General features: G+C 75.3%; 11 protein-coding genes and 1 pseudogene. 4 read left to right on the forward strand and 8 right to left on the reverse strand.

Annotated elements, in window-relative coordinates:
- Positions 1–3 precede the first annotated feature (3 nt).
- Together IH54_RS0101850 and IH54_RS0101855 are read right to left on the reverse strand one after the other, a co-directional pair.
- Entirely contained in the window at positions 4–480 is a 477-nt protein-coding gene (locus tag IH54_RS0101850) for a winged helix-turn-helix domain-containing protein (RefSeq protein ID WP_078861860.1), read from the reverse strand.
- A 2-nt stretch (positions 481–482) separates the two neighbouring features.
- Positions 483–968, reverse strand: coding sequence for an SRPBCC family protein (locus tag IH54_RS0101855; RefSeq protein WP_324607730.1), 486 nt, complete (start codon positions 966–968; stop codon positions 483–485).
- A 281-nt stretch (positions 969–1,249) separates the two neighbouring features.
- Here IH54_RS0101855 and IH54_RS0101860 point away from each other — a divergent pair, with 281 nt between their 5' ends.
- Together IH54_RS0101860 and IH54_RS0101865 are read left to right on the forward strand one after the other, a co-directional pair.
- Entirely contained in the window at positions 1,250–3,916 is a 2,667-nt protein-coding gene (locus IH54_RS0101860) for an FtsX-like permease family protein (RefSeq protein WP_031512352.1), read from the forward strand.
- A 655-nt stretch (positions 3,917–4,571) separates the two neighbouring features.
- Positions 4,572–5,123, forward strand: a complete 552-nt coding sequence (locus IH54_RS0101865) for an EF-hand domain-containing protein (RefSeq protein ID WP_031512353.1) — start codon at positions 4,572–4,574, stop codon at positions 5,121–5,123.
- A gap of 97 nt (positions 5,124–5,220) precedes the next feature.
- On the opposite strand, the gene IH54_RS0101870 is transcribed toward IH54_RS0101865, so the two are convergent.
- Positions 5,221–5,706 (reverse strand): carboxymuconolactone decarboxylase family protein, encoded by a 486-nt coding sequence (locus IH54_RS0101870; protein ID WP_031512354.1) that lies wholly within the window; start codon positions 5,704–5,706, stop codon positions 5,221–5,223.
- Between the two features lie 386 nt (positions 5,707–6,092).
- On the opposite strand from IH54_RS0101870, the gene IH54_RS0101875 reads away from it, so the two are divergent.
- Positions 6,093–6,983, forward strand: coding sequence for an RNA polymerase sigma-70 factor (locus IH54_RS0101875; protein ID WP_052397026.1), 891 nt, complete (start codon positions 6,093–6,095; stop codon positions 6,981–6,983).
- 13 nt (positions 6,984–6,996) lie between these two features.
- On the opposite strand, the gene IH54_RS0101880 is transcribed toward IH54_RS0101875, so the two are convergent.
- Together IH54_RS0101880 and IH54_RS0101885 are read right to left on the reverse strand one after the other, a co-directional pair.
- A complete protein-coding gene (locus IH54_RS0101880) occupies positions 6,997–8,820 on the reverse strand; it encodes an acyl-CoA dehydrogenase (protein WP_078861861.1) in 1,824 nt (607 codons plus the stop codon).
- Positions 8,821–8,997: 177 nt separating this feature from the next.
- On the reverse strand, positions 8,998–9,522 hold the full coding sequence (locus IH54_RS0101885; RefSeq protein WP_031512359.1) for a hypothetical protein: 525 nt from the start codon (positions 9,520–9,522) through the stop codon (positions 8,998–9,000).
- A gap of 194 nt (positions 9,523–9,716) precedes the next feature.
- Here IH54_RS0101885 and IH54_RS42720 point away from each other — a divergent pair.
- Positions 9,717–10,214 (forward strand): annotated as a pseudogene (locus IH54_RS42720) (ATP-binding protein); the annotation flags it as partial.
- A 185-nt stretch (positions 10,215–10,399) separates the two neighbouring features.
- Here the strand turns inward: IH54_RS42720 and IH54_RS0101895 are convergent.
- The 3 genes from IH54_RS0101895 to IH54_RS0101905 all read right to left on the reverse strand — a co-directional run bounded on the left by IH54_RS0101895 (position 10,400) and on the right by IH54_RS0101905 (position 12,243).
- A complete protein-coding gene (locus IH54_RS0101895) occupies positions 10,400–11,107 on the reverse strand; it encodes an HAD family hydrolase (protein WP_234343334.1) in 708 nt (235 codons plus the stop codon).
- A 73-nt stretch (positions 11,108–11,180) separates the two neighbouring features.
- Positions 11,181–11,690, reverse strand: a complete 510-nt coding sequence (locus tag IH54_RS0101900; protein WP_031512364.1) for a cupin domain-containing protein — start codon at positions 11,688–11,690, stop codon at positions 11,181–11,183.
- A gap of 184 nt (positions 11,691–11,874) precedes the next feature.
- The gene (locus IH54_RS0101905) at positions 11,875–12,243 is read right to left on the reverse strand and encodes a DUF4267 domain-containing protein (protein WP_031512365.1); all 369 of its coding nucleotides are present in this window, start codon (positions 12,241–12,243) and stop codon (positions 11,875–11,877) included.
- Between the last annotated feature and the right edge of the window lie 45 nt (positions 12,244–12,288).

The raw sequence follows: 12,288 nt of genomic DNA on the forward strand, positions 1-12,288 counted from the left end.
TCGTCAGGGCTGATCGTTGTCGTCCGGTGCGCCGGACGTGTCGTGCGCCTCCTGCGCGTCCTGCTCCTGCGCGTCCTGTTCCTGGGCTTGCTGCTCCTGTGCGTCCTGCTCCTGTGCGTCCTTCCGGCGCTGGACGGTCTCGGCGATGCGCTGGATACGGCGCAGCCGGCCGTCCCAGGCGGCGCCGACGCCGGTGAGCTGGGCGACCGCGCGGGCGAGCTGCTCCTCGTCGACGCGGAAGTGCTTCTCGCGGCCCGCGGGGGTGGCGTGCACCAGGCCCACCCGGTCCAGGACGGCGAGGTGTTTGGCGACCGCCTGCCGGGTGACGGGCAGCCGCTCGCTGAGGCCGGTCGCCGTCCCGCTGCCCTCGCTGAGCAGCAGGTCGAGCATGCGGCGTCGGGTCGGGTCGCCGACCGCGGACCAGAGGTCGTCGTCGATGTCCCCGCCGGCGGCAGTGGTGGTCGTGCCGGTTGCCGCCACGACTACACGCCCGCCTGGACCTTGGCGGCGTAGCCGATCAGCCGCGGCAGGTAGTGATCCCAGCCGGAGGAGTGGTCGTTGTAGCGGTCCACGACCTTGGCCTCGCTCCAGCCGCGCTCCCGGAAGCCGGTCTCGGTCATCCGCAGCAGCGTCGCCCCGTCCCCGGCGGCCTCCAGCGCGAAGACCACCAGATGGGAATTCCCCCGCCGGGCCGCCTCCCCCTCGGGCTGCGTCCACCGGAAGGAGAACAGCCGCGGCGGCACCGCGTCGACCACGGTGAACTGCACCCAGTCAATCCCGCCGCCCGCCGCCTTCCCGAAGCCGATCCGCCCGGCCACCCCGGGGATCCCCGGCAGGTCCACCTCGTCCGGCCACCACTCCCGCAGGTGCTCGGGACTGCTCACGACGTCGAAGACCACCTCCGGCGACGCCTCGATCCGGATCTCCCGCTCGATCGACCCGTACTCCACCTCTGTCCCCGTCTCCATGACGGCCACCTCCCGCAACGTTCGGTTGCGTATTACGGTAGCGGCCGCCGGTGCGACGCGCAACCAAAGGTTGCTTATGTGTCGGCCGGCTGACATCGCCGGGGGCCGGAACCGCCGCTTGCGGGCCGGGGGTTGGTGGGGCTGGCCCCACCGTGGAGGTGCCGGGCGGCCGGAGTGTGCCGGGAGGGGCGCGACGGGATCGTTGAGGGCAGGTCGGGGGATGCCGGCCACCGGGCTCGGGGGACGGGTCCGGACGCCACTGCCACGAGGACCGGTCCACGATGCTGACGCGTCTCGCCCTGAGAACCCTGAAGGCCCGAAGGGGCGGTTTCCTGGGCGCCTTTCTCGCCCTCTTCTGCGCCGCGGCGCTCATCACCGCGTGCGGCGGGCTGCTGGAGACGGGGCTGTCCGGCAGCATCGCCACCGAGCGGTACGGTGCCGCGCCGGTCGTCGTCACCGCCGACCAGAACGTCCACCAGACCACCGTCAAGCACAAGAAGGGCAAGACGAAGGTCAAGCACAAGGCCAAGGCGCTGGCCGAGCGCGTCTGGCTCCCCGCGGGCCTCGCCCCCCGCATCGCCGCCGTCCCCGGCGTCCGCGCGGTTGTCCCCGAACTGACCTTCCCCGCCGAGACCTTCCCGGCCGCGGGAGCGGACACCGGCCCAGGCGCAGCCAGCTCGGGCGCAGCCGGCTCAGGCGCAGGCGGCTCGGGCACCGACACCGGTGGCAAGGGCTCGGGCGGCGGGTCCGGCGCCACGTCGTACGGCCGGGCGTACGGGCACGGCTGGAACTCCGCCGTGCTCACGCCCTTCGCCCTCGTCGCCGGGCACGCACCGACCGCCGCGGACGAGGTCGTCGTCGACCGCGGGCTCGCCCGGCGGGCCCACCTGGCTCCCGGCGACCGGCTGACCGTCCAGTCGACGGCCGCCCCGCGGACGTACCGCGTCAGCGGCGTCGCCGCCCCCACCGCCCCAGGCGGCGCGGCGCACGCCGACCTCGCCGAGCAGACCAGCCTCTTCTTCAGCCAGGCCGAGGCCGAGCGGCTGGCCGCCCACCCGGGGCAGGTGGCTGCCTTCGGCGTACTGCCGCAGGCCGAGGGCGGGCCCGACCCGGACGCCCTGCGCACGGCGCTCGACGGCACCAAGGCCCGTGTCCACACGGGCGACGGGCGCGGCGCGGCCGAATTCCCCGAAGCGGCCCGCGCCCGCGTCCAGCTGGTCAGCATGGGCGGGGCCATCGGCGGCACCGCGCTGCTGGTCGCGATCCTCGTCGTCGTCGGCACCTTCGCCCTGTCGCTGCGCCAGCGGCACCGCGAACTCGCCCTGCTGCGCGCCGTCGCCGCCACCTCCCGCCAGCTGCGGCAGCTCATCGGGCGCGAGGCGCTGCTCGTCGGCGCGACCGCCGGGGTGCTCGGCGCGCTCGCCGGACTGCCCCTGGCCCACTGGCTGCTCGGCCGCTTCGTGGCCCTGGGCGCGATCCCGGACACCCTGCGCCCCTCGGTCGGCTTCGTGCCGATGGCCGCGGGCGCCCTGGCGACGACCGCGGGCGCGTGGGCCGCCGCCCGGATCTCCGCGCGCCGGATCACCCGACTGAGCCCGGCGCAGGCGCTCGCCGAGTCGCTGCTGGAGCGCGGCGCGTCCGCCGGCCGCACCGTCGCGGGCCTGCTGCTGCTCGGCGGCGGGGCGGCGCTCGTCGTCGTCCTGCGCTCGCTGCACACCGAACCGGCCGCCACGCCGGTGACCTTCCTGACCGTGATCGTCCTCGCCATCGCCGTCTCCCTCCTCGGTCCGCTGCTGGTGCGCGGTGGTGCCGCGCTGCTGGCCGGGCCGCTGCGCGCGGCCCGCTTCCCCGGTGTCCTGGCCCGGCGCAACCTGCGGGGCAACGCGTTCCGCAACGCCGCCGCCGTCACCCCGCTCGCCCTGCTCGTCGCCATGGCCTCGACCGTCCTCTTCACCCAGGCGACGCTGCAGCACGCGGCCCACGACCAAGCCGCCGCGGGCACCCGCGGCTCCTGGGCGCTGACCTCCGACGGCCTCGGCGTCCCGGGCGCGGCCGCCGACGCCGTACGCCGCACGCCCGGCGTCACGTCCGTCACGGAGGTCGTCCGCACCACCGTCCGCGTCGGCCTCGACAAATTCCCCGCGCAGGGCGTCACCGCCGGCTCGCTCGGCCGCGACCTGGGCCCGGACCTGGACGTGGTGGACGGTTCGCTCACCGGCTTCGGCGACACGAGCGTCGCGGTGAGCGAGACCGCCGCCCGCACCCGGCACGTGCACCCCGGCAGCACGCTGCGGGTGACCCTCGGCGACGGCACGCCGGTGACGCTGACCGTCGCCGCCGTCTACGCCCGCGGACTCGGCTTCGGCGATCTCACCATGTCCCACGCCCTGGTGGCCCGGCACGTCGACGACCCGCTCGCCGCGGCCGTCCTGGTCCGCACCGCGGCCGGCACCGACCGCGCCGGCCTCGCCGCCGCCGTCCGCGGCTACCCCGGTATCCGCGTCCTCGCCCCCGGGCACGCGGCCGACGCGCTGGCCCCGACCGTGCGGCGCGGCAACGCCGAGGCGCAATTCCTGGCCATGGGCCTGGTCCTGGTCTTCACCGCCATCGCCGCCGTCAACACCCTGGCCATGTCGACCGCCGAGCGCGTCCGGGAATTCGCCCGGCTGCTGCTCGCGGGCGCCACCCGGCGGCAGGTGCTCCGCATGCTGGCCTGCGAGGCCACCGCCGTCGTCACCCTCGCGGGGCTGCTCGGCACCGCCATCTCCCTTGCTGTCCTCACCGCTTTCAGCACCGGCATGACCGGCACCTCCTCTCCGACCCTCGCGCTGCTCCCCTACCTGTCCGTCCTCGCGCTCGCCGTCCTGCTCGCCCTCCCCGCGACCGCCCTCCCCGGCCGCTTCGCCCTGCGCCCGCGGCCCGTCGACGTGATGGCCGCCGCCGACTAGCTCCTCCCGATCCCTCCGCTTCCTCCCGATCCCTCCCGCGCTCCGGGGGCCGTCCGCACGGCCCCCGGAGCTTCGGAGCCTCGGGCGGAAGCGGCCCTTCGCGGCTTTCCGCCCTGTTGATGACAGTCTGCACCAAGGGTCTGACAACGCCCCCCAAATCGCCACTGACCAGCCATGATCCGCTCACAGGGGCTGCGCCGCGGGCGTGCGACGCGGCACCGAGGACGCCCCCGCCCGCGACAGGCTCCGGCGCCGTCACCGTCACCGCGACCGCCCGACCGGACCGCCCTCGCGGGCACGCCCGACGCCCCGGGCGTCTTCCTCGTCTCAGCCACCGGGCGCTCCGGGTACGGCGATTGCACGCGCGCCCACCCGCGGTCGACAGGCGGGGGGACGGCGACCGGCGTGCGGCGATCCGCCGGGCCCGAGGCCGAACGCCGGACACCGAACGCGAACATCCGCTTGGGCATTTACCCGATCCCGCCCGAACTCACGCCGGAATGCCGGGATTTCCCTCTTTGCGGGTAACCGTGTGCGCTTGCGGTGTGCGAGTGACGGGCACCGGGCACCTCTTCCGACGAGCCGGGCAGAGGGTCCGGCCGCGGGGTCCCCATCCCCACGACGGCAGCATCACGGCAAGAGAGGCAACGGAGCCATGCGCACAGAGGCCACCCGGAGGGTCGCGCTCGTCTTTTCGCTGCTCGACGCGAACGGCAACGGGGTGCTGGAGGCCGACGACTTCTCCCTCATGAGCGACCGCGTCGTCGCCGCCGCGCCGCGCGCGAGCACAGCGGCCCAGGAGCGGATGCACGCCGCTTTCGCACGCTACTGGACCACGCTTCTGAAGGAGTTGGACGCCGACCGGGACGGGCGGATCGACTTCGAGGAATTCCGCTCGTGCGTCCTGTCCCCGGCGCGCTTCGCGCCGACCGTCGGCGAATTCGCCGAGGCCCTCGCCGAGCTGGGCGACCCGGACGGCGACGGGCTCGTGGAGCGGCCCGCGTTCATGGCGCTGATGACGGCCATCGGCTTCCGCCGCGACAACATCGACATCCTCTTCGACGCCTTCTCCCCCACCCCCGACGACCGGATCGGGGTACGGACCTGGGCCGAGGGGATCAAGGACTACTACGCGCCCGACAAGGCCGGCATCCCCGGCGACCACCTGGTCGCCGGGGCCAGCGACACGGCGGGCACCGCGGCCTGAGCGGCATACCGGGGCCGCCCCGCGCCCGCCGCCCCCCGCCCCGGGCCCCCGTCGCGGGCCCGTACCGCCTTCGCGGCGCTCGGCAGAATGTCCCCGCTCAGTCGAGCGCCGCGAAGGCCCCCGATGCGTAGGAGCCGCCCTGGTTCCGGACGATGACGCCCATCCGGTTCGCCGCGTTGATGAGCGAGACCAGGACGATCAGCGTGCCGGTCTGGTCCTCGTCGTAGTGCTCGCGCAACGCCGCCCAGGTCGCGTCGGACACGCCCGGGGCGCCGTCGGCGATCCGGGTGCCCTCCTCGGCGAAGGCCAGCGCCGCGCGTTCGGCCTCGGTGAAGACGGTGGTGTGCCGCCAGGTCGCGACGAGACCGAGCCGCAGCGCGCTCTCCCCGGCCCCCGCGGCCTCCTTGAGGTGGACGTCGGCGCAATAGCCGCAGCCGTTGATCTGGCTGACGCGCAACTGCACCAGTTCCAGCAGCGCGCGCGGCAGCGTCGTGGACTCGAAGAGCGCCGTCGAGGTGGCGTAGAAGTGCTTGCCGACGTTCCTGGACGTCGGGGTGGCGAGCAGGTCGAAGCGGGGTGCCATGGGGGGTGTCCTCCCGTGCGGTGGTGCGCCGTGCGGTGGTGCGCGGCGCCGATCGCCCACAGGACACCGGCCGTCCGCGCCCTGTGACGCGCCCGCCGCTGTGACGAGTGCCACGCCTCCCACCCGTCACACGGCCGCCCCGGCCGGTGTCACGTGGGCGGCGCCGTCCGCAAACGGGCAGGCGGAGAAGGGCGGAGAAGGGCAGGGCGGACATGAGCGAGCACACCACCGACGGCACGGCGACGCCGGTCACGGCAGCGGCCACCCGGACGACCGCGGCATCGGCCGCAGCAGCGGCGCGAGGCGGCACCGCCCCCGGCAGGACAACCGCCGCCCCGCACCACGACGCGGACATCCGCGGCCCCGCGGACCGGCCGGGCGGCGCGATGGACGCGGCAACCGAGGCATTCGTCGCGCACCGCAACCTCCTCTTCACCGTCGCCTACGAGATGCTCGGCTCCGCCGCCGACGCCGAGGACGTCCTCCAGGAGACGTGGCTGCGCTGGATCGCCGTCGACCTGGCCGCGGTCCGCGAGCCGCGCGCGTACCTGGTCCGCGCCACCACCCGCCAAGCGCTCGTCCGGCTGCGCACCCTCAGCCGCCGCCGCGAGACCTATGTCGGCCCCTGGCTGCCCGAACCCCTGCTGACCACACGCGACGTCGCCGAGGACGTCGAGCTGGCGGACAGCGTCTCGACGGCGATGCTGCTCGTGCTGGAGACGCTCGCGCCGACCGAGCGCGCGGTCTTCGTGCTGCGCGAGGTCTTCGCCGTCGACTACGCCGAGATCGCCGCGGCCGTCGACAAGTCCCCCGCGGCGGTGCGGCAGATCGCGCACCGCGCCCGCGCGCACGTCGCCGCCCGCCGCCCGCGCGCCGAGCAGGGCACCGTTCCCGCAGCCGAGAGCCGCCGCGCGCTCGCCGCCTTCCGGCTGGCGGCGGAGACCGGCGACCTGCGCGAGCTGCTGGACATGCTCGCCCCGGACGTCGTCCTCGTCGGTGACGGCGGAGGCGTGCGCACCGCCGCGACCGCCCCGGTCAGCGGCGCGGACGCGGTCGGCGCCACGCTCTCCGCGGGCCTGCCCGAGCTGGGCCGCCGGGCCACGCTCGAATGGCTCCTGGTCAACGGCTCCCCGGCGCTGCTCGTCCGCATCGACGGCGAGGTCGACGACGTCGTGACCGTCCGCGTCGACGACGGCCTGATCAGCGCGCTGTACGTGGTGCGCAATCCCGAGAAGCTCTCCCGCATCGGGTACGAGACGCGGATCACCCGGGCCTGACCGGACGCGCGCCCTAGAACGGCTCCCGCAGCAGCGGGAGCCGCCGCAGGTGCTCCTCCGGCACCTCGAAAGCCGCCGTCAGCAGCGGGAGATGGGGCGCGAGACGGCCGGTCAGGTCGTCGCGGGCCCCGGCCCAGGCGCCGGCCTGGGCCGCGGTGAGGGCGCCGTCGGCGAGCAGCGGGCCGGTCGACTCGCGCAGGTGGTCCAGCAGGAAGAGCGCGGCCAGGCCGTCCAGCAGCCCCGCCGCCCGCGGGTCGGCGCACCGCTCGCCCGCGGCGGCCAGCGCCTCGCCCGCACCGCGTACGGCATGGGCGCGGACGAGCTCCACCGCCGCGCCCGAGGCGTGGTTCCAGCGCTCCAGCGGGCTGCCTGCCGGGGCGTCCCGCATCCGCTCGCGGGCCCGCAGCTGCCAGTGGCGCTCGGCGGCGGCCGCGCGGCCCAGCAGGAAGCGCGGGTCGGTGAGCGCCTCGGTGCCGGTCGGCGCGGGCGGGGCGGGGGGCAGCGACTGCCCGAAGACCATCTCACTGCCCGCCTTGCACCACACCGGCAGGTTGTCGCCCTCGGCCGTGACGGCGCCCTCGGCGTTGGCGTAGTAGTCGGACAGCGCGTTCGCCGGGAAGAGGCCGCGCGCGCCGACGCGCTCCCGGCATTCGGCGATGACGTCCCGCGCCTGCCAGGTGATCCAGCCCTTGGCGATGCCCACCAGCCGCTCCGCCGAAGCGCGTTCCTGCGGGGAGTGGCCGATCCAGCGGCGTACGACCCGGCGGTGCCACAGCGTCATGGCGTACGCGGTGGCGGTCGCGCGCAGCAGCGGGGCGGCGTGGCTGCGCAGCGCGTTGATCCGGACGCGGCTGCCGGGTACGGCACCGGACACCACGCGCAGCTCGCCGTACCGTACGGCCACGGCCAGCGCGGCGCGGGCCCCGCCCGCGGTGGCGGCGCTCATGCACAGCTTGCCGACGGTGACCCGGCGGATCGCGTGCAGCACCCGGCGCCGGGCGCTCCCGACCTCCGCGTCGAGCGTGCCGTCGGGCCGCAGCCTGCCGTGCCGGCCCTGGAGCAGCGCGCCGGGCGGCAGCCGGACGTGCTCGAAGGCGGTGGCGCAGTGGTCGACGGGGTCGCCGACGCGCCGCGGCAGCGGCTCGATCCGCACGCCGGGCAGCGGACCGCCGTCCTCGCCGGTGAGCGGGGCGAGCAGCAGGAAGACCCCGTGGTCCGTACCGCCGGCGAGCAGCCGCGCCGCGACCACCGCGGTCTTGGGACCGCCCGCGGGCCCGGTGTTGGGCATGAACTTGACCGCGCCCGGGTGCGGGGTGTGCAGGACGAAGCCGCCGTCCGCCGGATCCCAGGTCGCGGTGGTCTCCAGCGCCGAGACGTCGTTGCCGTGCGCGCGCTCGGTGCACAGGAACACGCCCGTCCGCCGCAGTGACGTGAAATCCCGTACGTCGTGCGCCGGAGCCGTGGCGGTGTCGTCGAGGACACTGCCGAGGAAGAGGTTGAAGTGGATGCCGGCCACCGTCGCCGTGGCGCCGTCCACCTGGCCCGTCCACTCGTGCAGCGCCGCGAGCCCGCGCACGTCGCCCGCGAGGGCCACCGGGTCCGGCACCTCGTCGTGCAGCGCGCGCAGCCGCCCGTACGCCCGCGCCCACCGCTCCTGGTCGGACAGGTGCGGTGCGTGGCGGAAGACGTCCGCGGACACGGCCTTGCGCCACAGGCCGTGCCACTCCCCGGGGCCGTCCTCGTACAGCACGGCCGCGAGCGCCGCCGGCCGTACACCGGACTCCTGGGCGGGGATCCGGGCCGGTGCGGAAGCCGACGGCGGGTTCACGATCTTCATGCCCTGGCAACGACGCCGCCAACCTGCGGCTACTGCACGACCCGTTACGCGGAGGTGCGCGACCCACACAGGCGTACGCGGGGCGCACTCGGCCGACCGCGCCCCCGCCGGAGTGCACAAGGCCGGCCCGTACCCGTGCACGGCCGCCCGCACCCCGTCATCGCCTCGGCTCCGCCGTCAGTCCTCGTAGGCGGGGAAGTCGGCGGGGTCGGGCCGCCGGGCGTCGTCGAAGCCGTCTGCGAGCAGGTCGGCGGAGGTGACCACGGTGTCCGCGCGGTCGCCCAGGACGTGCCCGGCCAGCGTGTCGAGCATCTCCCGGTGGGCCGCGCGGGAGGTCTTCGTGGCCTCCTCGATCCGGTCGCCCGCCGCGCGGACGCGCTCGCCCGCCGGGCCCGCCTCGTCCAGCTTCTGCAGGAGCAGACCCGCCTCCAGGTAACCGGACCAGGGCGTCCGGATCGCGAGGTAGGAGCGCGCGGTGCTCCCGAAGAGCATCAGCAGGACCCGCGCGTCGAAGTCTGTCGCCCGGCTGCTCACGAGCGTCGCGCCGAAGCACCGTTCCAGGGCCGTTTCCAGCTCCGCCCAGTAGGCGGCCAGCGCTTCGTTGAAGGCGTCGCCTCCGCGGGAGTAGTCGCCGAAGCCGCTGGCGGGCCCTGCCAGGACGTGCAGCCTGCAGTCGACGAGCGCGGAGCGGTCGTAGTTCACGAAGGACTCCCGGAGGGGGCTCGGCGAGCGGGGCTCGGCGGACAGGTCGGCATCGTAGGCGCCCGCGGCGGGCGTCGTCGTCCGGTTAATCCGGGTGCGGGCTCGGTGCCACGCGGTGGACGATGAGGTGCGGTCCGCCCCGGGGTCGGGATGTCCGGCCGCTCATCACACCCACTCCGAGGAGGAGTTGACGCGTGCAGTCCGCCGTCGCCGTGAGCCCGTCGCAGGTGCCCGAGCTGCTGCTCGGGCTCGCGACCGTGCGGCCGGTGTTCCTGTGGGGTGCGCCCGGCATCGGGAAGTCGTCCCTGGTGCGGGAGTTCGCGGAGTCGCTGGGGCTTGAGTGCGTGAGCCTGCTCGGGACGCAGCTCGCGCCCGAGGACCTGATCGGGGTGCCGCAGATCCGCGACGGGCGCTCCGTCTTCTGCCCGCCCGAGACGATCGCGCGCGACGAGCCGTACTGCCTCTTCCTGGACGAGCTCAACGCCGCTGCGCCCGACGTGCAGAAGGCCTTCTACTCGCTCATCCTCGACCGCCGCATCGGCGGCTACGAGCTGCCCGCGGGGAGCATCGTCATCGGCGCGGGCAACCGGGCCACGGACAACGCGCTCGCCCGCCCCCTCGCGTCCGCGCTGGTCAACCGGCTGGCGCACGTCCACCTGGAGGCGTCCGCGACGGACTGGCTGCGCTGGGCGGCGGGGCCGCGCCCGTCCTCGTCATCACCGACGGCGCCTGCGACGCCCTCCGCATCGCCCGCCCGCACGCCTTCCTGCTCCCCCGCGGGGCCCGCCTGCCCTTCACCCCGCGCGGCCCGGTCTTCCCCATGCACTGACCGCGCCCCGCACGGGTTCAGCCGGCTGCGCCCGCGCCCCGCACGGGTTCAGCCGGCTGCGGGCTCCGGCTCCAGGAGGTCGAGCAGCGGGGTCAGACCGGAGGGGCGGCGGTCGGCGGGGAGGTGGTCGACGAAGTGCACCGGGCAGCCCAGCCCGGCCGCACCGCCGTCCGCCTCGCGGCTGTCGCCGACCATCAGCACCTCGGCGGCCGGCAGTCCGAGGCGGGCGCAGGCGGCCGCGAAGATCTGCGGATCGGGCTTCTGGACGCCGAGTTCGTAGGACAGGACGTACGTGTCGACCAGCTCGTCCAGCCCGTGCGCGCGGAAGACGGGCCGCAGGTCCCAGCCGATGTTGCTCACGACGGCCACCGGCAGCCCGCGCCGCCGCAGTTCGCGCAGGGTCGGCTCGGTGTCGGGGTAGGGGCGCCAGGCGGCGGGGCTCATGTGCCGCTCGTACAGGGCCTCTTCGATGCCGGGGACGGGGATCGCCGCCGCCCGGGCGAGCGCGGTGTACGCGGCGCGGTGCTGCTCGGCGCTGAGATCCCGCTCGTCCCAGAGCTTCGCGGCCTCCTCGGGCATCCGCCGCGGCGGCGTACCACCGGGCACGGCCCCGTACTCGGTGAGCCGCGCGGCCCACTGCGCGAACTCCCCCTCCGCCGGGCCGTTCCCGGCCTCCGCCAGGACGGCGGCGAGCCATTCCTCGGCGGACTCGATCCGCAGCAGCGTGCCGGAGAAGTCGAACATCACACCGTTGATCACGTCCCGATCGTACGGTGCCGCGCCCTCCGGACGGGGCGCGTCAGCCCTCGAGACCGCGGTCCGCACGCCCTCAGGGCCGCACGCCCGCCCGGCGGGTGGACTCCCACGCCGGGCTCTGCAGGAAGTACGTGTCGTAGACCTCCTGGACCTCCAGCAGGCTCTCCGGCGTGGCCTGGCCGAGGGCGATGCGCTGCAGATGGCGGAAGTACTCGAAGCGTTCGACGCCCGGCGTGATGACGATGAGCAGGTCGGCGTCGCTGCCGGGCGCGGCGGCGAAGGCGTGCGGGCGGCCCGGCGGGACGATGACGAGGTCGCCGGTCTCCGCCGTCACCGCCTCGTCCCCGGACAGGAACTGCGCGGCGCCGTCCAGGACGTAGAACATCTCGGCGGACCTGTCGTGCCGGTGCGGCCGCGCCCCGTCGGCGCCGTCGAGGAGCGTGACGCGCTGCGTGGACAGCGCGCCGCCCGTCGCGCTGCTGTCGGCGAGCAGCCGCACGGTGGTGGGGGCCCGGCCGACCGTCTCGGCGTCGGTGGAGCGGACGATCACGGACTCGTCGAAGCGGGGCACGATCAGCGACATGGCGAACTCCTGGGTGGGGTGCGGCGGGATGGGGCGGAGTGGGGCTCGTGGGCGGGCCGTGACCGGGCCGGCCGCACGGGGTCCCGTACGGACAGACGCGGGGGCGGGCCCGCGGGGTTGATCATCCGGGGCGTACGGGCGCTGCGGGGCTGATCATCCGGGTGTGCGGGAGCGCCCGGCGCGCTCACACGGCGAAGAGCAGCGCTGCACTCGCGAGGACGACGACGGCGGTCGCGAAGTGGATCCCGAACGCGGCGGCCTTCTGCCCCCCGTGCCGCAGCACTATCGCGGTGTCGCCGAGCGGCACGAGCGCCACGGCCAGCATGAACCACGCCTCGGCGTGCGCCCCCGCGAAGGCCAGCAGGGCGAGGCCCATGACGCCGGACACCGCGTCCCGCAGCCCCTTGACGGCGAGGTAGGCCGCGTCGCCCGCGGGCCGGGCGGGAACGCCGTACCCCGCGGCGGCGGGGTGCGGCTGGAGCAGGAAGCGGGCCCCGATGAAGAGCACGAACACGTCGAGGACGGCGGCGAGGGTGTACGCGGTGGCGGTCATGGCGGGACTCCTTGCTAGCAGCGCTAGGGACGAGAGCGAAGCTAA

Source organism: Streptomyces sp. NRRL F-5123, assembly GCF_000721495.1.
Taxonomy (GTDB): domain Bacteria; phylum Actinomycetota; class Actinomycetes; order Streptomycetales; family Streptomycetaceae; genus Actinacidiphila.